At 70.7% G+C, this 26,324-nt stretch carries 21 protein-coding genes; 10 read left to right on the top strand and 11 right to left on the bottom strand.

Translation table 11 applies throughout. The features are described 5' to 3' along the window. Nucleotides 1–132 precede the first annotated feature (132 nt). Nucleotides 133–1,896: an aspartate--tRNA ligase gene (aspS, locus tag ACIF80_RS30205; protein ID WP_399810389.1), complete on the bottom strand. Its 1,764-nt coding sequence runs from the start codon at nt 1,894–1,896 to the stop codon at nt 133–135. Nucleotides 1,897–2,052: 156 nt separating this feature from the next. Here aspS and ACIF80_RS30210 point away from each other — a divergent pair, with 156 nt between their 5' ends. After that, complete coding sequence (locus ACIF80_RS30210; RefSeq protein ID WP_399810390.1) at nt 2,053–4,296, top strand: SpoIIE family protein phosphatase; 2,244 nt, start codon at nt 2,053–2,055, stop codon at nt 4,294–4,296. Nucleotides 4,297–4,302: 6 nt separating this feature from the next. On the opposite strand, the gene ACIF80_RS30215 is transcribed toward ACIF80_RS30210, so the two are convergent. From ACIF80_RS30215 to ACIF80_RS30225, 3 genes are all read right to left on the bottom strand, one after another. Further along, on the bottom strand, nt 4,303–5,391 hold the full coding sequence (locus ACIF80_RS30215; RefSeq protein WP_399810392.1) for an AI-2E family transporter: 1,089 nt from the start codon (nt 5,389–5,391) through the stop codon (nt 4,303–4,305). A 174-nt stretch (nt 5,392–5,565) separates the two neighbouring features. After that, nucleotides 5,566–6,546, bottom strand: a complete 981-nt coding sequence (locus ACIF80_RS30220) for a pirin family protein (RefSeq protein ID WP_399810394.1) — start codon at nt 6,544–6,546, stop codon at nt 5,566–5,568. A 215-nt stretch (nt 6,547–6,761) separates the two neighbouring features. Beyond that, nucleotides 6,762–7,241: an SseB family protein gene (locus tag ACIF80_RS30225; RefSeq protein ID WP_388097988.1), complete on the bottom strand. Its 480-nt coding sequence runs from the start codon at nt 7,239–7,241 to the stop codon at nt 6,762–6,764. Between the two features lie 258 nt (nt 7,242–7,499). Between ACIF80_RS30225 and ACIF80_RS30230 the strand changes: the two genes are divergently transcribed. From ACIF80_RS30230 to ACIF80_RS30245, 4 genes are all read left to right on the top strand, one after another. Then, the gene (locus ACIF80_RS30230; protein ID WP_399810540.1) at nt 7,500–9,326 is read left to right on the top strand and encodes an acyl-CoA dehydrogenase; all 1,827 of its coding nucleotides are present in this window, start codon (nt 7,500–7,502) and stop codon (nt 9,324–9,326) included. A gap of 135 nt (nt 9,327–9,461) precedes the next feature. Then, nucleotides 9,462–10,835, top strand: a complete 1,374-nt coding sequence (locus ACIF80_RS30235; protein ID WP_399810397.1) for a M18 family aminopeptidase — start codon at nt 9,462–9,464, stop codon at nt 10,833–10,835. Between the two features lie 180 nt (nt 10,836–11,015). After that, on the top strand, nt 11,016–11,264 hold the full coding sequence (locus ACIF80_RS30240; RefSeq protein WP_386393832.1) for a DUF6458 family protein: 249 nt from the start codon (nt 11,016–11,018) through the stop codon (nt 11,262–11,264). A gap of 165 nt (nt 11,265–11,429) precedes the next feature. Further along, entirely contained in the window at nt 11,430–11,921 is a 492-nt protein-coding gene (locus tag ACIF80_RS30245) for an LURP-one-related/scramblase family protein (RefSeq protein ID WP_399810399.1), read from the top strand. A gap of 60 nt (nt 11,922–11,981) precedes the next feature. Here ACIF80_RS30245 and ACIF80_RS30250 read toward each other — a convergent pair whose 3' ends face one another. Then, nucleotides 11,982–12,800: a carbon-nitrogen family hydrolase gene (locus ACIF80_RS30250; protein WP_399810401.1), complete on the bottom strand. Its 819-nt coding sequence runs from the start codon at nt 12,798–12,800 to the stop codon at nt 11,982–11,984. Between the two features lie 219 nt (nt 12,801–13,019). Here ACIF80_RS30250 and ACIF80_RS30255 point away from each other — a divergent pair, with 219 nt between their 5' ends. Continuing rightward, nucleotides 13,020–13,844, top strand: coding sequence for a maleylpyruvate isomerase family mycothiol-dependent enzyme (locus ACIF80_RS30255; protein ID WP_399810403.1), 825 nt, complete (start codon nt 13,020–13,022; stop codon nt 13,842–13,844). A gap of 70 nt (nt 13,845–13,914) precedes the next feature. Here ACIF80_RS30255 and ACIF80_RS30260 read toward each other — a convergent pair whose 3' ends face one another. Both ACIF80_RS30260 and ACIF80_RS30265 read right to left on the bottom strand, forming a co-directional pair. Beyond that, a complete protein-coding gene (locus tag ACIF80_RS30260; RefSeq protein ID WP_399810405.1) occupies nt 13,915–15,231 on the bottom strand; it encodes a nitrate/nitrite transporter in 1,317 nt (438 codons plus the stop codon). Further along, nucleotides 15,228–15,881, bottom strand: a complete 654-nt coding sequence (locus ACIF80_RS30265; protein WP_399810406.1) for a GntR family transcriptional regulator — start codon at nt 15,879–15,881, stop codon at nt 15,228–15,230. Before ACIF80_RS30265 ends, ACIF80_RS30260 begins: the two co-directional genes overlap by 4 nt. Before the next feature lie 356 nt (nt 15,882–16,237). On the opposite strand from ACIF80_RS30265, the gene ACIF80_RS30270 reads away from it, so the two are divergent. The 3 genes from ACIF80_RS30270 to ACIF80_RS30280 all read left to right on the top strand — a co-directional run bounded on the left by ACIF80_RS30270 (nt 16,238) and on the right by ACIF80_RS30280 (nt 18,954). Continuing rightward, nucleotides 16,238–17,137: a D-alanyl-D-alanine carboxypeptidase family protein gene (locus tag ACIF80_RS30270; protein WP_399810408.1), complete on the top strand. Its 900-nt coding sequence runs from the start codon at nt 16,238–16,240 to the stop codon at nt 17,135–17,137. A gap of 195 nt (nt 17,138–17,332) precedes the next feature. Further along, nucleotides 17,333–18,331 carry a Bro-N domain-containing protein gene (locus tag ACIF80_RS30275; RefSeq protein WP_399810410.1) on the top strand — a complete coding sequence of 333 codons (999 nt, stop codon included), beginning with the start codon at nt 17,333–17,335 and terminating at the stop codon, nt 18,329–18,331. 368 nt (nt 18,332–18,699) lie between these two features. Next, on the top strand, nt 18,700–18,954 hold the full coding sequence (locus tag ACIF80_RS30280; protein ID WP_399810412.1) for a type II toxin-antitoxin system RelE/ParE family toxin: 255 nt from the start codon (nt 18,700–18,702) through the stop codon (nt 18,952–18,954). Between the two features lie 61 nt (nt 18,955–19,015). On the opposite strand, the gene ACIF80_RS30285 is transcribed toward ACIF80_RS30280, so the two are convergent. The 3 genes from ACIF80_RS30285 to pdhA are packed head-to-tail and all read right to left on the bottom strand — an operon-like array spanning nt 19,016 to nt 22,853. Further along, nucleotides 19,016–20,524: a dihydrolipoamide acetyltransferase family protein gene (locus tag ACIF80_RS30285; protein ID WP_399810414.1), complete on the bottom strand. Its 1,509-nt coding sequence runs from the start codon at nt 20,522–20,524 to the stop codon at nt 19,016–19,018. 15 nt (nt 20,525–20,539) lie between these two features. Continuing rightward, entirely contained in the window at nt 20,540–21,532 is a 993-nt protein-coding gene (locus ACIF80_RS30290; RefSeq protein ID WP_381205006.1) for an alpha-ketoacid dehydrogenase subunit beta, read from the bottom strand. Between the two features lies 1 nt (nt 21,533). Next, a complete protein-coding gene (gene pdhA / locus ACIF80_RS30295) occupies nt 21,534–22,853 on the bottom strand; it encodes a pyruvate dehydrogenase (acetyl-transferring) E1 component subunit alpha (RefSeq protein WP_399810416.1) in 1,320 nt (439 codons plus the stop codon). 566 nt (nt 22,854–23,419) lie between these two features. On the opposite strand from pdhA, the gene ACIF80_RS30300 reads away from it, so the two are divergent. Further along, on the top strand, nt 23,420–24,451 hold the full coding sequence (locus ACIF80_RS30300) for a phosphotransferase (protein ID WP_399810418.1): 1,032 nt from the start codon (nt 23,420–23,422) through the stop codon (nt 24,449–24,451). A 79-nt stretch (nt 24,452–24,530) separates the two neighbouring features. Here the strand turns inward: ACIF80_RS30300 and ACIF80_RS30305 are convergent, their stop codons facing one another. Then, nucleotides 24,531–26,129 carry a protein kinase gene (locus ACIF80_RS30305; RefSeq protein ID WP_399810419.1) on the bottom strand — a complete coding sequence of 533 codons (1,599 nt, stop codon included), beginning with the start codon at nt 26,127–26,129 and terminating at the stop codon, nt 24,531–24,533. Nucleotides 26,130–26,324 lie beyond the last annotated feature (195 nt).

Genomic DNA, 26,324 nt, shown 5'->3' on the forward strand with positions numbered 1-26,324 from the left:
ACCTCAACTAACACCCTGTCAACCCACCCCGGGACCACCCCCCCCGCTTGTGGCCACCCCCCCCCCCCCCCGCGCGGGCCCCCCCCCCCCGGGGCCCCCCCCCCGCCCCCCCGCCCCCCTGCCGCTGTGGTTCTACTTCGCCTGCGGCTTGCGCACCGAGAGGTGCAGTTCCTTCAGGCGGGCCTCGTCCAGCTCCGTGGGGGCACCCATCATCAGGTCCTGGGCGTTGCCGTTGAGCGGGAACGCGATGGTCTCGCGGATGTTGGGCTCGTCGGCGAGGAGCATGACGATGCGGTCGACGCCGGGCGCGATGCCGCCGTGCGGCGGGGCGCCGAAGCGGAAGGCGCGCAGCATGCCGGCGAACTTGTCCTCGACCGTCTCACGGTCGTAGCCCGCGATCTCGAAGGCCTTGATCATGATGTCCGGCTCGTGGTTCCGGATCGCGCCCGAGGACAGCTCGACGCCGTTGCACACGATGTCGTACTGCCAGCCCAGGATGTCCAGCGGGTCCTGGGTCTCCAGGGCCTCCAGGCCGCCCTGCGGCATCGAGAAGGGGTTGTGCGAGAAGTCGATCCGTCCCGTCTCCTCGTCCTTCTCGTACATCGGGAAGTCGACGATCCAGCAGAAGCGGAAGACGTTCTCCTCGAACTGGCCGGCCCGCTTCGCGGCCTCGACCCGGACGGCGCCCATGATCTTGGAGACCTCGTCGAACTCGCCCGCACCGAAGAACACCGCGTGGCCGGGGGCGAGGGACAGCCGCTTGGTCAGCTCCGCGACGTTCGCCTCGGTCAGGAACTTCGCGATCGGGCCGGTCAGCGAGCCGTCCTCGGCCACCCGCACCCACGCCAGGCCCTTGGCGCCCTGCGAGACCGCGTAGTCACCGAGCTGGTCGAAGAACTTGCGCGGCTGACCGGAGACGTCCGGCACCGGCAGCGCGCGCACGTGCTTGCCGGCGAACGCCTTGAACTCCGAGCCCTCGAAGACGTCGGTGATGTCGACGAGCTCCAGCTTGGCGCGCAGGTCCGGCTTGTCGGAGCCGTACTTCAGCATCGCCTCGCGGAACGGGATCCGCGGGAACGGCGAGGTGACGTGACGGCCGTTGCCGAACTCCTCGAAGAGCTCGGTCATGAGCTTCTCGATGGGCTGGAAGACGTCCTCCTGCTCGACGAAGCTCATCTCCACGTCGAGCTGGTAGAACTCGCCCGGCGAGCGGTCCGCGCGGGCGTCCTCGTCGCGGAAGCAGGGCGCGATCTGGAAGTAGCGGTCGAAGCCGGAGACCATCAGCAGCTGCTTGAACTGCTGCGGAGCCTGCGGCAGCGCGTAGAACTTGCCCGCGTTGAGGCGCGACGGGACGACGAAGTCGCGGGCGCCCTCGGGGGAGGTCGCGCTGAGGATCGGCGTCGCCATCTCGTTGAAGCCCAGCGCCGTCATCTTGTGGCGGATGGCCGAGATCACCGACGTCCGCAGCAGGATGTTGCGGTGCATGCGCTCGCGGCGCAGGTCCAGGAAGCGGTACTCCAGGCGCCGCTCCTCGTTGACCCCGTCCTCGGCGTTGATCGTGAAGGGGAGCGGGGCCGCCGCGCCCAGCACCTCGACCTCGCCGACCTCGACCTCGACCTCACCGGTCGGCAGCTCGGCGTTGACGTTCTCCGCACCGCGGGAGACGACCTTGCCGTCGATCCGGACGACGGTCTCCTTGGAGAGCCGGTCCAGGGCCTCGTAGGCGGGCGTGCCGGGACGGGCCACGAGCTGCGTGATGCCGTAGTGATCGCGCAGATCGATGAAGAGGATGCCGCCCAGGTCGCGCCGATTGTGCAGCCAGCCGCTCAACCGGACGTCGGTGCCGACGTCAGAGGCGCGGAGCTCGCCGCAGGTGTGGGACCTGTACCGATGCATCGTCGTTCATCCAGCCTTCGCGGATCGGGGTCTTTGTTTCACGTGAAACTCCCCCAAGCCTACCGGCCGGTCCAAGATCGCCGCCCCAGGATTGTCCGCCGGTGCCGCCGGGACCGCCGGTAGCATTTTCCTTCCGAATCTCCATAAAGTGGGGCAATGCGTACAGGTGAGCCCCTGCCCTCCATGGGGGACGTCCTCGCCCTCGTCGACACCGGCCGATGGCACTGGGACACGGCAGCCGGGCTGGTCACGGTCGACGAGGTGGCGGCACGGCTCCTGGGGCTGCCCGCCGAGCAGGCCACCCTCACGGAGGCCCAGGTCCGGGCCCGACTGCACCCGGTCGACTGGAACGAGATCACCGGGGTGGTCCAGCTCGCCGTCGCCGAAGGCACGCTCGCCGAGGTGCGCATCCGGATCATGGACGACCGGGGACGGGTCGTACGGGTGGTGCGCAGCCGCTCCAAGCCGACCTTCGACCCCCTGCGCAAGGCGTACCTGCTCATCGGAACCCTTCAGGAGGTCACCGATCCGACGCCCGGCACCCCCGCCGGCCGCAGGACGGTCACCGGCGACTGGCGCCGGTCCCGGGAGGCGTTCCTGCTGGACGCGGGCAGGGCGCTGGCCGAGGCCCGGTCGACACAGGAAGTGCTGCGGGTCACGGCGAACCTCTCGATGCCGGGCTTCTCACCGGACGGACTCGCGGTGTTCGGCGTGGCGGGCGACCGGCTCACCATCATCGGCCACCACGGGCAGGAGTCCGACACCGAAGACTCGTTCTCCATGCCACTGGACACGGCTTACCCGGCCGCCGAGGTGATACGGACGGGCCGCGCGATCTATCTGTCCACCCCGCAGCAGTACCAGGCCCGCTATCCCCTCACCTGGCCGCTCGCCGAACGCTTCGGCCGCAGCTCCTGGGCGTTCCTGCCGCTGACCGTGTCCGGCCGCACGATGGGCACCTGGATGGCGGCCTTCGCCTACCCGGTCGCCTTCACCCCCGACGAGCGGTCGGTGCTGACCACCGTGGCGCGGATGCTGGCCCAGGCGCTGACCCGCGCGGGCACCGCCGAGAGCGAGCGGGCCCTCACCGACGGCCTGCAGCGCTCGATGCTGCCGAGGCTCGGCCCTCAGCGCATCCCCGGCATGAGCCTCGCCGCCCGGTACATCCCCACCGGCGGCGGCCTCCAGGTGGGCGGCGACTGGTACGACGTGATCCCCCTGCCGAACGGACGGTTCGCCCTGGTCGTCGGGGATGTGCAGGGCCACGACGTACGGGCCGCCGGACTCATGGGTCAGCTGCGGATAGCCCTGCGGGCGTACGCCTCCGAAGGGCACCGGCCCGACGCCGTACTCTCCCGCGCCTCCCGCTTCCTGTACGGGATCAACGAGGTGGACCCCGTCGATCCGCGCTTCGCGACCTGCCTGTACGTGGAGGTCGACCCCGTCGGCGGAGTGCTGGACGTCGCCCGCGCGGGACACCCCGAACCGGCGGTCCGGATGCCCGACACGACCGTGCTGACCCGGCAGACGGCCGGCGGGCTTCCGCTGGGCATCGACCCGGACGCCGACTACCCCACCACCCGTATGGCCCTGCAACCCGGTGAGACCCTGCTGGTCTGCACGGACGGTCTGATCGAGACCGGCGGCCATGACCTGGACACCGGCTGGCAGCGGCTGCGCAGCATCCTCGAACGCCACGAGGGCAGCCTGGAGGAACTGGCCGACGCCCTGGTCCAGGCGGTCCACGGCCCCTCCTCGCACCACACCACCGGCCCTCTGATCGACCGCCGCGAGGACGACATCGCCCTGCTGCTGCTCTCCCGCCGGACCGAGGGCCGCGGCGCCGGCACGGGCCTGGACGGGGTACGGGCGTCACTGCGCCGCATCATGCTGACGGTGGAGCAGGCCGAGCCGGAACGGGTCGCGGAGGCCCGGCAGCAACTGCGCGAGCTGCTGCACGACTGGTGCTCGCCGGACCAGGTCGACTCGGCGGTCCTGCTCCTGTCGGAGGTGCTCACCAACGTCCTCGTGCACACCGACGCCGCCGCCCTGCTCGAAGCCGAGATCACCGACGGGCCTCAGGGCCGCCGGATGCGCATCGAGGTCACCGACTCGGGCGACGACCTTCCGCACCTGCGCGCACCGGGCGAGCTGGCGTCCTCCGGCCGCGGCCTGCTCCTGATCGAACTCCTGGCCCACACCTGGGGCGTCGCCCCGCGCGGCAAGGGCAAGAGCATCTGGTTCGAACTGGACGAGTCGGAGATCCCGCCGGACCGGGCCGACGGGGTCGCTGTCTCGAAGCCTCCCGAGGGCCGCACCACCCACGAGGGCCGCAAGCCCCCCGTGGGCCGCAAGCCCCCCGTGGGCCGCAAGCCCCGCGAGAGCCGCACCACCCCGTGAAGGCCCTCACGAGGGTTCGGGCTCCGGGGACGACGTCGAGGGCGGTTCCGCCGGCCCGGTGTGGCGCTGGCGCAGTTCGTCCAGGGTTCCGAGGACCGCCGCCGTCACCGGCACCGCCATCAGCATGCCGACGATCCCGGCGACCGAGGCACCGGCGGTGATGGCGATCAGGATGACCGCCGGATGCATCTGCACGGTACGGCTCTGGATCATCGGCTGGAGCACGTGCCCCTCCAGCACCTGCACCGCGAGGACCACGCCGAGCACCCACAGTGCGATGAGGAACCCCCGGTCGGCCAGCGCCACCAGGACGGCCACCGCCCCGGAGATGAACGCCCCGAGGTAGGGGATGTACGCCCCGACGAAGACCAGCGCGCCCAGCCCGACGGCGCCCGGCACCCCGAGGACCAGCAGCCCGATGGTGATGCAGACGGCGTCGATGAGGGCGATGAGGGTGGTCCCCCGCATGAAGCCCTCGACCCCCCCGAAGGCCCGCCGGGCCATGGCCAGCACCACGTCCCCGGAGTCGCCCGGCACGAGCCCGCGCAGGGCGCCGGCGGCCCGGTCGGAGTCGCGCAGGAAGAAGAAGACGAGCAGCAGCGCGAGCACCGCCATGGCGAGCGCCTGGCCCACCACGCCGACCCCGCTGATGACGCCCGACGCGGCCGTACCACCGAACTTGGACAGCAGATCGCGCGCGTTCCCCGCCATGGCGTCCAGGGAGACGTCGGCCCCGAAGTGCTTGCCGAGATCGCGCGCCGCGACCCTGAGCGAGGCGATGATCTGGTCCCCGGAGTCGATCAGCGCGGACACGACGATGTACACCGCACCGCCGACCACCGCGACGACGGCGACACAGGTCAGCCCCGCCGAAAGGGACCGCTGCACGCCGGCCCGCACCATCCACCGGTGCAGCGGCCGCAGCAGGGCCGTCCCGAGCAGGGCGAGCAGTATGGGAATCACGGCCGTCCGGAACTGCACGCACAGCAGCACCCCGACGTAACCGACCCCGCAGGTGAGCAGGATGACGACACACCAGGCGGCGAAACGCCGAACGGCTTCGGGCAGCAACGGAGATGACGAGGAGTCCTGCATCGTCTCAGCCGATCACGCCCGGCACACCCTGTCCAGCCGCCGGCCGCCTGTCCCCGGTCACCGCACCGGGAACGGCGGGTGGCCCCGCCCGGAATCGGACGGGGCCACCACACGCTCGGCCGGTCAGGACCCGAGCTCCCGGGGCAGGGCCCCAGGACCCTCGGGGTTCCCGGGTCAGGACTCCTGAGGGCCCGAGGCCGACATGCCGTGCACGGCCGGGACGGAGCCCAGACGGCCCTTCTGGAAGTCGTCGAAGGCCTGCTGGAGCTCCTCACGGGTGTTCATGACGAACGGCCCGTAGTGCGCCATCGGTTCCCGGATCGGCTGTCCGCCGAGCAGGACGACCTCCAGGTCCGGCGTGTTCGAGTCCTGCTTCTCGTCCGCGCGGACGGTCAGCGAGCCACCGGCGCCGAAGACGGCCGTCTGCCCCACGTGGACCGGACGGCGGTCGGTGCCGACCGCGCCGCGGCCGGCCATCACGTAGGCCAGCCCGTTGAAGTCCTCGCGCCAGGGCAGGGTGATCTCGGCACCCGGAGCCAGCGTCGCGTGGACCATCGTGATCGGCGTGTGCGTGATGCCGGGACCCTCGTGGCCGTCCAGCTCACCGGCGATGACGCGCAGCAGCGCGCCGCCGTCGGGGGAGGTGAGCAGCTGGACGCTGCCGCTGCGGATGTCCTGGTAGCGCGGCGCCATCATCTTGTCCTTGGCCGGCAGGTTCACCCACAGCTGGAGGCCGTGGAAGAGGCCACCCGACATGACGAGCTGCTCCGGCGGCGCCTCGATGTGCAGCAGCCCGGACCCGGCCGTCATCCACTGGGTGTCGCCGTTGGTGATGGTGCCGCCACCGCCGTTGGAGTCCTGGTGGTCGAAGATCCCGTCGATGATGTAGGTGACGGTCTCGAATCCGCGGTGCGGGTGCCAGGGCGTTCCCTTGGGCTCGCCGGGCGCGTACTCCACCTCGCCCATCTGGTCCATCATGATGAACGGGTCGAGATGACGGTAGTTGATCCCGGCGAACGCCCGGCGCACCGGAAAGCCCTCGCCCTCGAAACCGCTCGGCGCGGTCGTGACGGTGAGCACGGGGCGTGCCACGGCGTCGGCCGAAGCGGTCACCCGGGGGAGCGTCAGCGGGTTCTCGACAGTCACTGCAGGCATGTCGGTACCTCCTCTTGTACGGCCATTTTAGTTGAGCATTGAACTTTCCGCCAGCAGCAACGGAGAAAGCCCGGAGGGCATTCCCTCCGGGCTCGGCAGGTTCCGGGGCGGGCGGAGCTCACCCGCCCGTCACGCGACGGCGGTGACGCCGGCGACGGCACCGGACGTGCCCGCGGCCGGGGCGGCCGGGGCGTCCGGGGCGTCCGGGGCGGGCCCTAGCCATACATGCGCCGCATCGCGAACTCGACCATCTGCTCCACGGCCTTCGCGTCGAACACCATCCGGTGCTCGCCCTCCATGTCCAGCACGAAGCCGTAGCCGGTCGGCAGCAGGTCGATCACCTCGGCGCCGGTGATCACGAAGTACTTGGACTCCTTGCCCGCGTACCGCCGCAGCTCCTTCAGCGAGGTGAACATCGGGATCACCGGCTGCTGGGTGTTGTGCAGGGCGAGGAACCCCGGGTTGTCGCCGCGCGGGCAGTACACCTTGGACGTCGCGAAGACCTGCTGGAAGTCCTCGGCGGTCACCTGACCCGTGGTGAAGGCGCGCACCGCGTCCGCGAGCGACGGTGCGGACGGCTCCGGGTACAGCGGCGGCTGCTGCTGTTGCTGTTGCTGTCCGTAGCCGCCCGGCATCTGCTGCTGCGGCGGGACATACCCCTGCTGTGCCCCTACGTTCTGGTCGTAGCCGTACATGCGCGCAAGCGTACCGAGGGCACCGGAGGGGCGGGCGGGTACGGGCCGGTAAGGCCCGACGGACGGGGCGTCCTTTCCGGTGATCCGCGGCCGGACGCCCCGGAAAGCCCTCGGGGGGCGGATCTCGTCACAGATGGCCGGATCGGGCTTGCTTCTTATTACTGGCGGGTAGCATCATCGTAGCCACTTGTTGGAATGCAAACCTGTGCGAGGAATCAAGTGCCTCGCCGATCTCTCTACGGACCGGGAGCCGTCACCATGGGGCACTACAAGTCCAACCTCCGCGACATCGAGTTCAACCTGTTCGAGGTCCTCGGGCGCGACAAGCTGTACGGCACCGGGCCGTTCGAAGAGATGGACGTCGACACCGCGAAGAGCGTCCTCGAGGAGCTGACCCGCCTCTCGGAGAACGAGCTGGCCGAGTCCTTCACCGACGCCGACCGCAACCCGCCGGTCTTCGACCCGGAGACCAACACCGCACCGGTTCCCGCGTCCTTCAAGAAGAGCTACCAGGCCTTCATGGACTCCGAGTACTGGCGTCTGGGCCTGCCCGAGGCCATCGGCGGCACGACGACTCCCCCGTCGCTGATCTGGGCGTACGCCGAGCTGATCCTGGGCGCCAACCCGGCCGTGTGGATGTACTCCTCCGGCCCCGCCTTCGCCGGGATCCTGTACGACGAGGGCAACGACGAGCAGAAGAAGACGGCGCAGATCGCCGTCGACCGGCAGTGGGGCTCCACCATGGTCCTCACCGAGCCGGACGCCGGCTCGGACGTGGGCGCCGGCCGCACCAAGGCCGTGCAGCAGGAGGACGGCTCCTGGCACATCGAGGGCGTGAAGCGGTTCATCACCTCGGGTGAGCACGACATGTCGGAGAACATCCTCCACTACGTGCTCGCGCGTCCCGAGGGCGCCGGACCCGGCACCAAGGGCCTGTCCCTCTTCCTCGTCCCGAAGTACCTCTTCGACGCCGAGAGCGGCGAGCTGGGCGAGCGCAACGGCGTCTACGCCACGAACGTCGAGCACAAGATGGGTCTGAAGGCCTCCAACACCTGCGAGATGACCTTCGGCGACCGGCACCCCGCCAAGGGCTGGCTGATCGGCGACAAGCACGACGGCATCCGCCAGATGTTCCGCATCATCGAGTTCGCCCGCATGATGGTCGGCACGAAGGCGATCTCCACCCTCTCCACCGGCTACCTCAACGCGCTGGAGTACGCCAAGGAGCGCGTCCAGGGGCCGGACCTCGCGAACTTCATGGACAAGTCCGCGCCCAAGGTCACCATCACCCACCACCCCGACGTGCGCCGCTCGCTGATGACGCAGAAGGCGTACGCGGAAGGCATGCGCGCGCTCGTCCTGCACACCGCCTCGGTGCAGGACACGATCGCGGTCAAGACGGCCGCGGGCGAGGACACCACGGCCGATCACGCGCTCAACGACCTGCTCCTGCCCATCGTCAAGGGCTACGGCTCCGAGAAGGGCTACGAGCAGCTCGCCCAGTCGCTGCAGACGTTCGGCGGCTCCGGCTTCCTGCAGGAATACCCGATCGAGCAGTACATCCGCGACTCCAAGATCGACACCCTGTACGAGGGCACCACCGCGATCCAGGGGCAGGACTACTTCTTCCGGAAGATCGTCCGCAACCAGGGCGCGGCCCTGAACTCGGTCGCCGAGGACATCAAGCAGTTCCTCGCCCTCGGCACCGGCGGCGAGGAGCTGGCGGGCGCCCGCGAGCACCTGGCCAAGGCCGCCGTCGAGCTGGAGGCCATCGTCGGTCTGATGCTCACCGACCTCGCGGCCACCGAGCAGGACGTCAAGAACATCTACAAGGTGGGCCTGAACACCACCCGCCTGCTGATGGCCTCCGGTGACGTGATCGTCGGCCACCTGCTCCTGCGGGGTGCCGCGGTCGCCGCCGAGAAGCTCCAGACGGCCTCCGCCAAGGACGTCCCCTTCTACACCGGCAAGATCGCCGCGGCGAAGTTCTTCGCGGCCAACGTCCTGCCCGGGGTCACCCTGGCCCGCAAGGTCGCCGAGGGCGTCGAGCTGGACCTGATGGAGCTGGACGAGGCGGCCTTCTAGGCCTCCCGGCGCAGATCGCGCGCGAGCGGACGGGATCGCCCGATCCCGTCCGCTCCTCTCCGAGTCCGTCCGAACCCGTACGAGGGCCCGCTTCCGCACAGGGAAGCGGGCCCTCGTCCTCGTTAAGGTGAACCCATGAGCGAACCCGTCCGCCCGTCTCCCGCCGCCGCCCCTCCACGGAGCGCTGAGCGCGCCCCCCTCACCTTCGACCGCGGCCACACCGACGACCTCATGACGTTCCTCGCCGCCTCCCCCACGCCGTACCACGCGGTGGCGAACGCCGCCGAGCGGCTGGAGAAGGCGGGCTTCCGCCAGGTCATGGAGACGGACGCCTGGGACGCCGGGACATCAGCGGCTCCCGCCGCGGGCAGCGGCGGCAAGTACGTACTGCGCGGCGGCGCGATCATCGCCTGGTACGTCCCCGAGGGCACCGCGCCCCACACGCCGTTCCGGATCGTCGGCGCCCACACCGACTCCCCCAACCTGCGGGTGAAGCCGCGGCCCGACAGCGGGACGCAGGGCTGGCGCCAGGTGGCCGTGGAGATCTACGGCGGGCCGCTGCTCAACTCCTGGCTCGACCGCGACCTCGGTCTGGCCGGCCGGCTGTCCCTGCGGGACGGCTCGACCCGGCTGGTGAACGTCGACCGGCCGCTGCTGCGCGTCCCGCAGCTCGCCATCCACCTGGACCGCTCGGTGAACGCCGACGGCCTCAAGCTCGACAAGCAGCGCCACATGCAGCCGGTCTGGGGCCTGGGTGAGGACGTGCGTGACGGCGACCTCATCGCCTTCCTGGAGGACACCGCCGGGGTCCCGTCCGGCGAGGTCACCGGCTGGGACCTGATGGTGCACTCCGTGGAGCCGCCGGCATACCTGGGCCGCGACGAGGAGCTGCTGGCCGGCCCCCGCATGGACAACCTGCTGTCCGTGCACGCCGGTACGGCCGCGCTGACGGCGGTCGCCGCGAACGGGGCCGGGCTGCCCTACATCCCCGTCCTGGCCGCCTTCGACCACGAGGAGAACGGCTCCCAGTCCGACACCGGTGCGGACGGGCCGCTGCTCGGCGGGGTGCTGGAGCGCTCGGTGTTCGCCCGCGGCGGCTCGTACGAGGACCGGGCGCGCGCCTTCGCCGGCACCGTCTGCCTCTCCTCGGACACCGGACACGCCGTCCACCCCAACTACGCGGAGCGGCACGACCCGACGCACCACCCACGCGTCGACGGCGGCCCGATCCTCAAGGTCAACGTCAACAACCGTTACGCGACGGACGGTTCGGGCCGGTCCGTGTTCGCGGCGGCCTGCGAGAAGGCGGGCGTGCCCTTCCAGTCGTTCGTCTCCAACAACTCCATGCCGTGCGGCACCACGATCGGCCCGATCACCGCGGCCCGGCACGGCATCAGGACCGTCGACATCGGCGTGGCCATCCTGTCGATGCACAGCGCGCGCGAACTGTGCGGCGCGAAGGACCCGTTCCTCCTGGCGAACGCGCTGACGGCGTTCCTGGAGGGATAGGGCGCCCGCCCCGTCACCGGCCGGGCACGCCGGGGGCCGGCCGGCCTCCCGTCGGAGATCCGCGTCTCCCGACGGGAGGTCAACTCACCCCCGACGCATGAGTGATGGCTGTCCGGGTACCTGGAGGCAACCGGAAGGACCGGGGAAGAACCGGAAGAACCGGATAGGGAGGCGGCACTCATGGGACTCGGAGGGTGCATCATCCTGATCGCCGTAGGGGCGATCCTCACCTTCGCGACCGACTGGGACATGCAGGGGGTCAACCTGAACCTGGTCGGCGTCATCTTCATGATCGTCGGGTTGATCGGCGTGGCGACCTTCAGCAGCATCGCCCGGCGCAGGCGCGTCGTCGTTCCGCCGGCCACGCCCGTCATCGACGACACCCGCCCGCGCAGCCGCGACGGCTACAGCGACGGGTACGGGGTCTGACCGAACGTCACCGGTGCTCCTGCACCGCGGGCGTGCGGGGACACCGACCGCATGGGCCGGGTACACCGCAGGTGCCATGTACACCGCAGGTGCCGGGGACGCCGTATGCCGACAATCGGCCTAGTGACGGCGTCGGGAGGCGGGCGGCGGGGCACCCGTGATGGCATGAGATTCCTCGTACGCGACCGGATCCTCGGAATCGGTGACGACTACTGGATCGAGGACGACCAGGGCAACAAGGTCTTCCTCGTCGACGGCAAGGCCATGCGGCTGCGGGACACCTTCGAACTGAAGGACGTCCGGGGCCGTGTGCTCATCGACATCCGCAAGAAGATGTTCGCCCTGCGCGACACGATGGTGATCGAGCGGGACGGCGAGGCGCTGGCGGCGATCCGGCGCAAGCGGCTGTCCCTGCTGCGCAACCACTACCGGGTCACTCTGGCCGACGGCACCGAACTGGACGTCAGCGGCAAGATCCTCGACCGTGAGTTCGCCGTGGAGTACGACGGCGAGCTGCTCGCCGTGATCTCACGGCGCTGGCGGCACGTCCGGGAGACGTACGGCGTCGACGTCGTACGGGACGACGCGGACCCGGCGCTGCTGATCGCGGTGGCGGTGTGCGTGATCCACCTGGCGGAGAAGGAGCGGGAGGGCTAGAGCCTGCTCCAGGGCCCCCGCTCCGGTGCCCGCCCCGGGTCCGTTCCTCGGGGCGGAGGCTCAGCGGTGCGGGCGGCCCAGGCCGAGGACGCGGTCCTTGAGGGCCGGGAACTGCTCGCGGGTCTTCGCCACCTTCGCCGGGTCGAAGTCCACCGTGAGGACCTGTTCCCCCCGGCCGGCCTCCGCCAGGACCTCTCCCCACGGGTCGACCACGATCGAGTGACCGGCCTGCGGAACCCCGGCGTGGGTCCCGGCCGTTCCGCACGCGAGGACGTACGCCTGGTTCTCCACGGCCCGCGCCTGCGCCAGGAGCGTCCAGTGGGAGCGGCGGCGGTCCGGCCAGCCCGCCGGGACGACGAGCGTCTCGGCACCGGCGTCGACAAGACCGCGGAAGAGTTCGGGGAAGCGGAGGTCGTAGCAGGTCGCGACACCGAGCGTGGTGTGCGGCAGCGGCACCGTCACCAGCGCGTCGCCCGCGCTCATCAGGACGGCCTCGCCCTGGTCGAAGCCGAAGCGGTGGATCTTGCGGTAGACGGCGGCCAGGTCTCCGGCGGGGGAGAGGACGAGCGAGGTGTTGTAGAGCGGCCCGTCACCCGTGGCGGAACCGCCCTCGTCGGCGGCCCGCTCCGGGACGGAACCCGCGTGCAGCCACACCCCCGCGTCGCGCGCGGCCGCGGCCATCGCCTCGAGGGTCGGCCCGTGGAGAGGTTCCGCCTCGCGCGCGAAGTCCTCGTAGGCGAACGCGCCGGTCGTCCACAGCTCCGGCAGGACGACGAGGTCGGCCCCGGCCTGTTCCCGTACCAGAGCGGCGACCCTGCGCCGACGGGATTCGACCGATTCGCCCTCGTTCACGGCGACTTGGAGCAACGAAGCGCGCACAATACCACCGTCCTGGCATTCGACTCGTCGGCACGGCCTACGATCGTCACACGAAAGCACTGCCGGGGTGCCTCACAGCAGCGTAACTTGGGGGCCCTCCCGGTTCGAGCGTAGTCGAGAACCGGGGGGAGTCCCGAGACGCCCGCCGAGCGCAGCCACCGCCCACTGGCACCGCCGCCACAACCTGCCCGTGTACCGACCGCCGAGGGGTCCCGTTCCGTGAGTCTGCATCCCACCCTCCAGCCCTACGCCGACGCCTGGGACCACTCCGTCGAGGCGATATCCGAGCTGGTGCAGCCGCTCGTGGAGGCCGACTGGAACCGGCGGACGCCGTGCCCGGGGTGGTCGGTCCGCGATGTGGTCTCCCACGTCATCGGTCTGGACTGCGAGATGCTGGGCGACCCGCGCCCGATCCACACCCTGCCACGCGACCTGTTCCACGTCACCAACGACCAGCAGCGCTACATGGAGATACAGGTCGACGTGCGGCGCCACCACACGGCGCCGGAGATGACCTCCGAGCTGGAGTACACGATCATCCGCCGCAACCGCCAGCTGCGGAACGAGTCGCGTGAGCCGGGCAGGACGGTGCGCGGCCCGCTCGGCTCGGAGCTCACGCTGGAGGAGTCCATGCGCCGGCACGCGTTCGACGTGTGGGTGCACGAGCAGGACCTGCGCGCGGCCCTCGGCCGCCCCGGCAACCTCGACTCCCCCGGCGCGCACGTCGCCCGCGACGTGCTGCTCGCGGAGCTGCCGCGGGTGGTCGCCGAGAAGGCGGGGGCACCGCGCAGCTCGGCCGTGGTGATCGACGTCCACGGGCCCGTGGAGTTCCTGCGCACCATCCGCGTCGACATCCAGGGCCGCGGCACGCTGGAGACCGCCCCGGCGCTCGGCCCGGCCGTCACGCTCGGCCTCGACTGGGAGACGTACGTCCGCCTGGCGTGCGGCCGGGTGACGCCGGACGCGGTGTCGGACCGGGTGAAGACGGAGGGCGACCCGGACCTGGCGGCGGCGATCCTGCGGCACTTCGCGGTGACCCGGTAGGACCGGCCGACGGGAGCGGGGCGCCGGGCGGCCCTGGACGGCACCCGGGCCCCGGCGCCCGCCCACGCCCCTACACCGGCACGTGCACGCTCTCCACCCGGCTGGCGACCAGCCGTTCCCGCTCCCTGCGCGCCGCCTGCCCGCGCAGCCGCAGGATCTGGGTGAGCCCGAGGGCCTGGAGGACGAAGACGGCGGCGAAGGCGACGCCGTAGTCCCCGCCGGTGGCGTCCAGCAGCACGCCGACGGCGAACAGGGTGGTCATGGACGCGATGAAGCCGCCCATGTTGGTGATGCCGGACGCCGTGCCCTGCCGCTCCGGCGGGTTCACCGGGCGGGAGAAGTCGAAGCCGATCATCGAGGCCGGGCCGCAGGCACCCAGCACCGTGCACAGCACCACCAGCAGCCACATCGGCGCCGTCTCGCCCGGGTAGACCAGCGTGACCGCCCACAGCAGGGCCGTCACCCCCACGGTCCCGAGGACCAGCGGCAGCCGCGCGCCGTGCCGGCGGGCGATCAGCTGGCCGTAGACGAGCCCGAAGACCATGTTGGACAGCACCACGAGGGTGAGCAGCTCACCGGCGGTGGCCCGGGACAGCCCCTGCGCCTCGACGAGGAACGGCATGCCCCACAGCAGCAGGAACACCATCGCCGGGAACTGCGTGGTGAAGTGCACCCACATGCCGAGCCGGGTCCCCGGTTCGCGCCAGGAGGCGGCGATCTGCCGGCGTACGTAGGCGGCGCCCTGGTGCGGGACGGGGTCCGGCTCGTGGCCCTCGGGATGGTCCTTCAGGAACAGCAGGAGCAGGACGAACACCACGACGCCGGCGAGCGCGCTGCCCGCGAAGGCCGCCGTCCAGCCGATGCCGTGCAGCAGCCGGGCCAGGACCAGGGTGGAGACGAGGTTGCCCGCCATGCCGGCCAGGCCGGCGAGCTGTCCGACCAGCGGCCCGCGCCGGGCCGGGAACCACCGGCTGCCCAGCCGCAGCACGCTGATGAAGGTCATGGCGTCCCCGCAGCCGAGCAGGGCGCGGGAGGCGAGCGCCATGCCGTACGACGGGGAGAGGGCGAAGCCGAGCTGCCCGACCGTGAACAGCACGACGCCGATGCCCAGCACCTTCTTGGTGCCGAGCCGGTCGACGAGCAGGCCGACGGGTATCTGCATGCCCGCGTAGACCAGCAGCTGGAGGATGGAGAAGGTGGACAGGGCGGAGGCGTTGACACCGAAGCGGTCGGCGGCGTCGAGGCCGGCCACCCCCAGGGACGTACGGAAGATGACGGCGACGAAGTAGACCGAGACCCCGATCCCCCACACCATCAGGGCCCGCCGCCCGCCCGGAGGATCCCCGGGCAGGGCACTCCCGCCGCGCATCGCGCTCGCACCGGTCATCGCACTTCCCCCCGGGCCAGGTGGGAGAACCAGCCGACGTGCCGGTTGACGACCCCGGCGGCCGCCTCCGGGTCCCCCGAGCGCAGCGCCTCGAGGATCTCCTGGTGCTCGGAGAGGGTCTTCGCGATGCGGTCGGGATGCGAGTGCATGACGGCGACTCCCATCCGCAGCTGGCGGTCGCGGAGCTGGTCGTAGAGGCGGGAGAGGATCTCGTTGCCGCCGCTGCGGACGATCTCCGCGTGGAAACAGCGGTCGGTGACGGACGCGGCGGCGAAGTCGCCCGCGGCGGCCTGTTCCCTCTGCCGGGCGAGCAGTTCCTCCAGGCGCTCGATGAGCCCGGGGGGCGCGGGGACGGCCTTGCGCACCGCGTGCTCCTCGACGAGCAGCCGGGTCTCGACGACGTCGGCGATCTCCTGCGCGGAGACGGGCAGGACGAGGGCGCCCTTCTTCGGGTAGAGCCGGATCAGGCCCTCGGCCTCCAGTCGCAGCAGCGCCTCGCGCACCGGTGTGCGCGAGACCCCGGCGGCGTCGGCCAGCTCCCCCTCGGTCAGCAGCGTGCCGCCCTCGTAACGGCGCTCGAGGACACCCTGCTTGACGTGGACGTAGACGCGCTCGGCGGCGGGGGGTTGCTTCACGGGAGCCGGACTCATGGCGACAGGATAGATACAACACGTACGCGTGGATGCATCCGTCCACCATCCGGACCGACCACGTCACCCGGCCCCGCCCCGTCCCGGCGCATCCCTCCGCCGCGCCGCCGAACCGCGCCACCGGTTCGTCCCGTCGAGCCGCGCCGCCGAACCGCGCCACCGGACCATCCCGTCGAACCGCCCTGCCGCATCCGTCTGCCGCACCGCCGAGCCCTCCCGCCGTACGGATCGGAAATCCCTCCGCTCCGGCGCACAACCATCCGCGCCATCCGAGCGTCAGACTCGTGCGGCCGCTCTCGGCCGCGCCTCAACTCGGCCACAGCAATGGGGCATTCAACACAATCGGGGTACCTCACTTGAATATCGCTATTCAGGGCATCCGGGTCCGCAGAGCCGTCGGCGTCGCCGTCACCACCGGCGCCGTGCTGGCCTCCGGCGCCCTCTACGCCGCGCCCGCGCAGGCCGCCGCCAAGCCCACGATCGCCGCCAAGGGCGGCTTCGTGATGAACAACGCGAACGGCAAGTCCCTCTACACCAAGGCCGCGGACACCCGCCGTTCGACCGGTTCCACGACGAAGATCATGACCGCGAAGGTCGTGCTCGCGCAGAAGAACCTGAACCTGGACGCCAAGGTCACGATCCAGATGGCCTACAGCGACTACATCGTGGCGAACAACGCGTCGTCCGCGCGGCTGATCGTCGGCGACAAGGTCACCGTGCGTCAGCTGCTGTACGGGCTGATGCTGCCGTCCGGCTGCGACGCGGCGTACGCGCTGGCCGACAAGTTCGGTACGGGCTCGACGCGGGCCGCCCGCGTGAAGTCCTTCATCGGCAAGATGAACGCCGACGCGAAGAAGCTGGGTCTGAAGAACACCAACTTCGACTCGTTCGACGGCATCGGCAAGGGCAAGAACTACTCCACGCCGCGTGATCTGACGAAGATCACGAGCAGCGCGATGAAGAGCGCCAACTTCCGCGCGATCGTCAAGACGAAGAAGTACACGGCGAAGACCGTCACGAAGACGGGCAGCACCCGCACGATGGCGCCGTGGACCAACACCAACGGTCTGCTCAGCAGCTACAGCGGCACGACCGGCGTGAAGACCGGTTCGGGCCCGGCCGCCAAGTACTGCCTGGTCTTCGCCGCGACGAAGAACGGCAAGACCGTCGTCGGCACGGTTCTGACCTCGACCTCGTCCGCCCAGCGCGAGACGGACGCCAAGAAGCTCCTGAACTACGGCTTCAGCCAGATCTGACGCCTTGGAACACGAAAGGGGCCCGCAGTCCCAGGCGGGCCCCTTTCCCATGCCTCAACGCCGCCGTCCGCCCTCCACACTCCCACCAGCCAGTACAGCGGTTTCGATCTTCTTCACCCGCAGTCGTGAACATCCTCGAACTGGCTGGCATATTCACTCCGCCCCGCTCTACGTTCCGCAGCGGAGGTGGTTCGCATGAACGAACCCGGCAAACAACCGAAGCATGCCGAGCGGCATGAGGCGATCGACGTCAGCGACTTCGTGTACGCGGCGACCGGCGCCCGGGTGCGAAGGCTGACGATGCCGGACGGAAGCCACTGGTTCCCGGCGGTGGATGTCTGCAAGCGATTGGGCTACACCACGCCCCGAAAGGCGCTCCTCGACCATGTCCCGGAGGAGCATCGAGACAATCTCGAGACAGTGACTGGAAGTCACTGTCTCAGCATTCCCGCAGGTAGGAGCTGGCGACGAGACTTGCAACTCATCGATCTCCAAGGTCTGATCCTGCTCGTCAACGCCTGCACGAAGCCGGCCTGCGCGCCCTTCAAGCAGTGGGTCGCCGAAGTCGTCGAGACCGTGCAGCGCGAGGGTTCCTACTCTCTCGACGAAGCCGAGGTGCAGTCACCCGAACCAGGTGCTCCCCTCGCCTACGCCATGCCGGAACAGGTCGCCGAGGCCATCGTCCGGTTGGAAGCGCACAACCTTCGAGTGGATGAGGAACTGGCCAACGGGCAGCGCGATTCGATCGCGTTGCACACGGAGATGCTGGCCCTGCAGAGGCAGATGCTGGCCGCGCAGCAGGGCACCCTCGCCGTACAACAGGCCACCCTCGCCGTGCAGCAGGCCATGGTCCGGGCCATGGAACGCATCGCGGACCGGTTCGACACCCTCGTCCTCGAACGCCGGCCGCCCGAGGCCGCCCTCACCGCGCCACCCACCACCGAGTCGGTCCTGGCCGACTGGCGGCAGCGGTTGTCCGTGACGGAGGACGTGTGGACGGTGGCCGTGGTCATCGCCCCGGTACTCGTCGCATCGGGTGAGCTGCGCGAACCGTTGGAGGTGATCGCCGCCCGTACGGGGCTTTCCGCGCACCGCGTCAACGAGTGCCTCCGGCTGCTGCACAAGCACGCCTGCATCCGCTCGCGGGGCGGGACCAAGGGCGGGGCTCCGGTGTACGTGCTCCATCAGGTCTGAGAGGCCGGTACAGCGGGAGGGGCGTCGCAATCCGAAGTTGCGGCGCCCCTCCTGTGATGAACCTAGTGGTTCGTCGGGTCTCACGCCCAGCCGATCAACCGTTCCGGGTTCTCCGGGCTCGTGGGGCAGCCGAACACGAAGCCCAGCGCCTTGTGGAGATCGGCGGGCTCGCGGTAGTGCACACCGGTCATCCCGAGTGTGATGGCGACCCCGATTCTGCGATCTTGCCGAGCAGGAGCGGCAGGTCCGCATCAGGCGCGTAGGCCATGCTCGTGGGACACCTCCGTGTCCCTCCACTCACGGGCCGTGGGCGACCTCACGGTCACCCAGGCCGAGATCACCACCCTCGTCAGAGGGACGGAAGCCTCGTGAGCTACACGATCATCTGGAAACGGACGGCCTTCGAAGGGCTCAAGAGACTCCGGACACGGGACGGCGACGCCGTCAAACCGCTGGTCAAGGCGATCAACGCGCCGGCCACCGATCCGGAACCACCGTCCAGCAGCAAGCTCGGCGGGACCGGCCTCCGCCGCTTACGGGTCGGCGACCACCGGGCCACCTGTGAGATCGACGGCGGCACTGTTGCCATCAAGATCCCCATGGTGGGCAGCACCGCTCTGTGACGGGCGTCCGTACACGTCGGCGGCCCCCACCCGCTTGGTGGGGGCCGCCGACGTGTGTCGGTCACGCCCAGGTGATCAGGCGCTTCGGCTGTTCCAGGACGGCCGCCACGTCGGCCAGCACCTTGGAGCCCAGTTCGCCGTCGACCAGGCGGTGGTCGAAGCTCAGGGCCAGGGTGGTGACCTGACGGGGCTTCACCTTGCCCTTGTGGACCCACGGCTGGAGCTTGATCGCGCCGACCGCCAGGATCGCCGACTCGCCGGGGTTGAGGATCGGCGTGCCCGTGTCGACGCCGAAGACGCCGACGTTGGTGATGGTGACCGTGCCGGACTGCATCGCGGACGGGGAGGTCTTGCCGTCCCTCGCCGTGGACACCAGTTCGCCCAGGGACTCGGCCAGTTGCGGCAGCGTCTTGGCGTGGGCGTCCTTGATGTTCGGGACGATCAGACCGCGCGGGGTGGCCGCGGCGATGCCCAGGTTGACGTAGTGCTTGACCACGATCTCCTGGGCCGCCTCGTCCCAGGACGCGTTGATGCCGGGGTTGCGCCTGATCGCGACCAGCAGGGCCTTCGCGATCAGCAGAAGGGGGTTCACCCGCAGACCCGTGAACTCCTTGTCCTGCTTCAGCTCCTCCACCAGCTTCATCGTGCGCGTCACGTCGACCGTCACGAACTCGGTGACGTGCGGCGCGGTGAACGCCGAACCGACCATCGCCGCCGCCGTCGCCTTGCGCACCCCCTTGACCGGGATGCGGGTCTCGCGGGCGGTGTCGTACGACACCGGCGCGGGAGCGGCCGCCGGGGCGGGAGCGGTCACCGGCGCGGGGACGGCCGCCGGCTCCTCCGGTGCCTTCGGCGCTGCCGCCACGGCCGCGTGGACGTCCTCGCGCGTGACGATGCCGTCCGGGCCGGTCGCGGTGACCGTGGCCAGGTCGACGCCGAGGTCCTTCGCCAGCTTGCGCACCGGCGGCTTGGCCAGCGGGCGCTGCGCGCCGGCCACCGGACCGGCGGGGGGCGCCTGGGCGGCCGGGGCGTGGCCGTTCAGCTCCGCCCGGTCCCCTGCCACCGTCTGCTGGACGAAGCCGTCCGGGGCGGTCTTGCGCGGGCGGCGGCGGGTGGCGGACGTCGCCACTCCGTAGCCGACCAGCACGGGCTGGCGGCCCGAGCCCACCGCCGTCGGCTCGGCTTCCGCCAGCTGCTCGACGGGTGCGGCAGCGGCGGGTACGGCAGCGGCGGGTACGGCAGCGGCGGGTGCGGCAGCGGCGGGTACGGCAGCGGCGGCCGCGGGGGCCTCCGGCTCCGGGGCCGCACCACCCGAGACGTCCACCGCGATGATGGACGTGCCCACGTCCACCGTGGTGCCCTCGGGGAAGTGCAGCGCGCGGACCACCCCGTCGTAGGGGATGGGAAGCTCCACGGCCGCCTTCGCCGTCTCGACCTCGCACACCACCTGGCCGTCGGTGACCGTGTCACCGGGTTGGACGTACCACTTGAGGATCTCGGCCTCGGTCAGCCCCTCGCCCACGTCGGGCATCTTGAACTCACGGACGGGCGCTTGCGTCATCGTCGTCACGACCCTCCCTTTCCCTCAGTACGCCAGCGAGCGGTCGACGGCGTCCAGCACCCGGTCCAGGTCCGGGAGGTAGGACTCCTCCAGGCGGGCCGGCGGGTACGGGGCGTGGTAGCCGCCCACCCGCAGGACCGGGGCCTCCAGGTGGTAGAAGCAGCGCTCCGTGATCCGCGCGGCGATCTCCGCGCCCGAACCGAAGAACACCGGTGCCTCGTGGACGACGACCAGGCGGCGGGTCTTCTCCACCGACGTCTGGATCGCGTCGAAGTCGAGCGGGGAGACCGAGCGCAGGTCCAGGACCTCCAGGGAGCGGCCCTCCTCGGCGGCCGCGTCCGCGACCTCCTGGCAGAGCTTCACCATCGGGCCGTACGCCACCAGCGTCAGGTCGGTGCCCTCACGGACCACGCGCGCGGTGTGCAGCGGGCCGGGGATCGCCTCGGTGTTGACTTCGGCCTTGTCCCAGTAGCGCCGCTTGGGCTCGAAGAAGATCACCGGGTCGTCGCTCTGGATGGCCTGCTGCATCATCCAGTACGCGTCCGACGCGTTCGACGGCGAGACCACCTTCAGACCCGCCACGTGCGCGAACAGCGACTCCGGGGACTCGGAGTGGTGCTCCACCGCGCCGATGCCGCCGCCGTAGGGGATGCGCACGACGACCGGGAGCTTCACCTTGCCCAGCGAACGCGCGTGCATCTTCGCGAGCTGCGTGACGATCTGGTCGTACGCCGGGAAGACGAAGCCGTCGAACTGGATCTCGACCACCGGGCGGTAGCCGCGCAGGGCGAGGCCGATCGCCGTGCCGACGATGCCCGACTCGGCGAGCGGGGTGTCGATGACGCGGCTCTCGCCGAAGTCCTTCTGCAGCCCGTCCGTCACCCGGAACACGCCGCCGAGCTTGCCGACGTCCTCACCCATGACGAGGACCTTGGGGTCCGTGTCCAGGGCGCGGCGCAGCGACTCGTTGATCGCCTTGGCCAGGGCCATGTTTTTGAATGTCACGGTCTCCGCCATGTCACTTGCCCCCGTCCACGTCGGCGAACGACGCCTGATAGGCGGCGAACTGGGCCCGCTCCTCGTCGACGAGGGCGTGTCCGTCCGCGTACGCGTTCTCGAAGATGGCGAAGTGGTCCGGATCCGGCATGGCACGGACCGCTTCGCGCACTCGTTTGCCCAACGTCTCGCTCTCGGTCTCCAGTTCCGCAAAAAATCCCTCGTCCGCGTGGTGGGCGGACTCCAGGTAGCGGCGGAGGCGCAGGATCGGGTCCTTGGCCTCCCAGGAGGCCCGCTCGTCGTCGTGGCGGTAGCGGGTCGGGTCGTCGGAGGTGGTGTGGGCGCCCATGCGGTAGGTGAACGCCTCGACCAGCGTCGGTCCCTCACCGGCACGGGCCCGCTCCAGGGCCCACCGGGTCACGGCGAGGCTCGCCAGCACGTCGTTGCCGTCCACCCGCACGCCCGGGAAGCCGAAGCCCTGCGCGCGCTGGTACAGCGGGACGCGGGACTGCTTCTCGGTCGGCTCGGAGATCGCCCACTGGTTGTTCTGGCAGAAGAACACCACCGGGGCGTTGTAGACCGCGGAGAAGGTGAAGGCCTCGGCCACGTCGCCCTGGCTGGAGGCGCCGTCGCCGAAGTAGGCGATCACCGCGCTGTCCGCGCCGTCCTTGGCGACACCCATCGCGTAGCCCGTGGCGTGCAGCGCCTGGGAGCCGATGACGATCGTGTACAGGTGGAAGTTGTTGCTGTTCGGGTCCCAGCCGCCGTTGTTGACGCCGCGGAACATGCCGAGCAGGTTGGTCGGGTCCACCCCGCGGCACCAGGCGACGCCGTGCTCGCGGTAGGTGGGGAAGACGTAGTCGTCGTCGCGCAGCGCGCGCCCGGAGCCGATCTGCGCCGCCTCCTGGCCCAGCAGCGAGGCCCACAGGCCCAGCTCGCCCTGGCGCTGGAGCGCGGTGGCCTCGGCGTCGAAGCGGCGGGTGAGCACCATGTCGCGGTACAGGCCGCGGAACTCCTCGGGGGTGACACCGGAGACGTACTGGTCGAACTCGGCGTTCCGGACCCGCTCGCCCTCGGGCGTCAGCAGCTGTACGAGGTGGGGTTCGGCGCCCCGCGGCTTCGTGCCGCCGGTCTTCCCGGCCGCCGGGGTCTTCTTCACGGCGGGTGCCTTCTTCACGGCGGGTGCCTTCTTGGCCGCGAGTGCCTTCTTGGCCGCGGTCGCCTTCTTTGCCGGGACCGCCTTCTTGGCGGTGGTGCTGGTGGTGCGCTGGGCGCCAGTGGCGCCGGCATCACTTCCGGCGCTGCGTCGCGGTGTGCGCGCGGCAGTGCTCTCCACGGTCACGTGTGCTCCTCCGTCGGTCCGACCCCCGGGATTGCCGGTAGGTCTGGGGTCCCCCTCCAGCTCGTCGAAGCCTGGGGGAGGCTCACCTCTTCTCGACCACGGGCACGGGGTGGGTGCCGCTCGGCCGGGAACAGGCGTGACAGGTGCCCCGGCGAGCGACCTGCACATAGCACGTTACCCAGTGCGCCACATTTCTGGGAAACCATTCCTGACCTGGGATTTTGCTTGGATTTCCAAGTAAATCGGAAAGGCTGGAAAGGCGCGCTGGTCACAGCCTTGCAGGAGGCCGGAGCAACGGCACGTTATCCCGCCGACCCCGGACTCGGGAAGGGTCGTGTCCCGCGCGCGCCCGGCGTACCGTCCGGCGGCGGGCCGGCGTCCCGCCGGACTCCTGCCGCACTTCCACCGGACTCCTGCCCCACTTCCAGCGGGCGGCTGCCCGGCATCCCTTCCGGCACTCCGTCCGGCTACCGCCCCGGGCAGATCGAGCACATAGTGCGACCGGAAATGACTGGCTGTGACAACGCACAGCTCACGGGCCCGCGCGGTGCCCTAGCATCTGGCGCGTGTCGCCCTTACGTGTACTACCCCCTGTTCCTTGCGCGCTCCCTTTGGGCGCCCTGCTGCGCCGGTACGCCGCCGGTTCCGCGGTGACCTGCGAGCCCGTCGACGAGGGCCTGCTCAACCGCGGCTACCGCCTGCGTACGACCCACGGCCGCTACTTCCTCAAGCACCACTTCGACCCCGAGACCGCCGATCCGGCCGCGATCGTCCGCCAGCACCGGGCCACCCGGCGCCTGGCCGGCCTGGGCGTGCCGGTGGCCCCGCCGCTGCCCGCCCGGGACGGGCGCACGGTCACCGTGGTCGGCGGCCACGCGTACGCCCTGCATCCCTGGATCGACGGCCGGCACCGGCACGGCGGACAGCTCACGCCGGGACAGTGCGCACGGCTCGGGGCACTGCTCGGTGCGGTGCACGCCGGTCTGGAACGCGTGATGCCGGCCCCCACGCGGGCCCACGGCGCTCCGGCGGAGAGCGCCGACCCGTCCGACACCCTCACCCTCATCGACGAGTTGCTCGGCCGCGTCCGCCGGCACCACCCCGCCGACTCCTTCGACGCCCTCGCCCGCCGCCGGCTCCTGGAACGGCGGACCCTTCTGGAGCGGCACGCCGGCCGGCGTCCTCCGCGCGGGGGCGCGGTGGGGTGGGTGCACGGCGACTTCCACCCGTTCAACGTGCTGTACCGGGGGAGCACGCCCGCGGCGATCGTCGACTGGGACCGGCTCGGCGTCCAGCCTCGCGCGGAGGAGGCCGTACGCGCCGCAGCGATCTTCTTCGTGCGGCCCTCGGGCACCCTCGACCTGCCGCGCGTACGGTCCTACGCGCGCGCGTACCGGCGCGGCGCGGGGGCCACGTCCGCCCAGCTCGCCGCGGCGGTGCACCGGGTGTGGTGGGAACGCCTCAACGACTTCTGGATGCTCCGCTGGCACTACGAGCGCGACGACACCCGCGCGGACTCCCAGTTCCCGGCCACGGCCGCCCTGGTGGTGTGGTGGAGCCGGGAGTACGACGCGGTGCGCGCGGCGTTCACGGGGTGAGGCGGGCGCCCGGCGGGGCGGACGCGGGACGGGGCGGACGCCGAGCGCCCGCCCCGTGGTCCGTACGTGGGGTCCGTGTTCAGCCGCCGGTGACAGCTCCGCCGTCAACGCCGCCGTCCACGCCGCCGTCCACGCCGCCGTCGGCGCCACCCGACTCCGGGTCGGGCACCGACGGCGACTCCGGCGGGTTCTCCGGCTCGGTCTCCGTCGGCGTCGTCTGGACGTCCGTCGGCTCGCCCGTCGGCTCCTCGGGCTGCGGCTGGCTCTGCGTCGGGGCCGGGGTCGGGTTGTACGACGGGACGAAGCCGCCGCCTCCGGAGCCGGTGCCGGTGCCGGGGTCCGTGTTCGGCACTTCCGGTTCCTCGCTGGTGTCGTCCTCGTCCGGTGACGCGCTGGGCTTCTCCTTCTCGCTGGTCTGCGAGGAGGAGGGGGATTCGGTCGGCTTCTTGTCGTTCTTTTCGCCGTCGCCGTTGCTCAGCGCGAGCGCGACGCCCGCGACGACGGCGATCACCGCGAGCACCGCGAGGATCCACAGCTTGCCGCGGCCGTCGCCCTGGTTGTCGCCGCCCTCGAAACCGCCGTCGTCCCCGTTGCCGTACCGGTTGGGGAGAATCGGCTTCGGAATGGCCGCGGTGCCGGAGGCGTCCGGGTGCGGCATCGCCGTCGTGCCCGCGAAACCCGCCGCCGGGGTGTGCCGGCCCTCGTGCATGTCGACCGGGCCGGTGTTCCAGGTGCCGGTGTGGCCGCCCTGGTCGTAGAGCATCTGCAGCCCGTACTGGATCAGCCCACGCATCTCCTCGGCCGTCTGGAACCGGTCGTCCGGTTCCTTGGCGAGTGAGCGCATGACAAGCCCGTCCAGCTCCGGGGGGCTGGCGTCCGAGACCTCCGACGGAGGCGTGGGGATGTCCTGCACGTGCTGGTAGACCACGGACAGCGGCGTCTCACCGGTGAACGGGGGCCGCAGCGCCAGGAGTTCGTACAGCATGCAGCCGGTCGCGTACAGGTCGGACCGGTGGTCGACGGCCTTGCCGAGCGCCTGCTCGGGCGAGAGGTACTGCGGGGTGCCCATGACCATGCCGGTCTGCGTCATCGTCGTGGACGCGCCGTGCAGCGCGCGGGCGATGCCGAAGTCCATGACCTTCACGGCACCGTTGTGCGTGATGATGACGTTGGCGGGTTTGATGTCGCGGTGCACGATGCCGTGCTGGTGCGAGTAGGCCAGCGCCTCCAGGACGCCGGAGACGATGATCAGCGCCTGTTCGGGGCCGGGCGCCTCGGCGTTGATCAGGAGATCGCGGATCGTGCGGCCCTCGACGATCTCCATGACGATGTACGGCACGGACTGGCTGCCCACGACGTCCTCACCGGAGTCGTACACGGCGACGATCGAGTGGTGGTTGAGACCGGCCACCGACTGCGCCTCGCGCGTGAACCGCGCTTTGGCGATCGGGTCCTCGGCGAGATCGGCATGCATCAGTTTGACGGCGACCGTCCGCCCGAGCCGCACGTCCTCGGCGGCGAACACCTCGGCCATACCGCCCCGGCCGAGTCGGTGCGTCAGCCGGTAACGTCCGTCACCGACCAGTCCGCCGTTACCCCAGTTGTCCGGCGCGTCCGACATGCCGCCGCCAGTCGCCTCGGGGTCGGACGGGCCCTGAGCGCGCTGCTGCTGTGCCATCAGTCCTCGCCGTCGTTTCTGCCCGCGGTGCGCGCGGTGTTGTCACGGTCTCCGTCGGCCACGCTACAGCCTTCACGCCGACCTCCGGTCCGGGACGGGTTGCCAGGAACGAGCATGAGACGGACCGGCCATGAAACCCGCAATCCATATCGTCGTGCAAATTCCGTGCACCGTCCTCACGTCCCCTGTAACGCT

It is taken from the genome of Streptomyces sp. NPDC085927, assembly GCF_044540975.1.
Taxonomy (GTDB): Bacteria; Actinomycetota; Actinomycetes; order Streptomycetales; family Streptomycetaceae; genus Streptomyces; species Streptomyces hirsutus.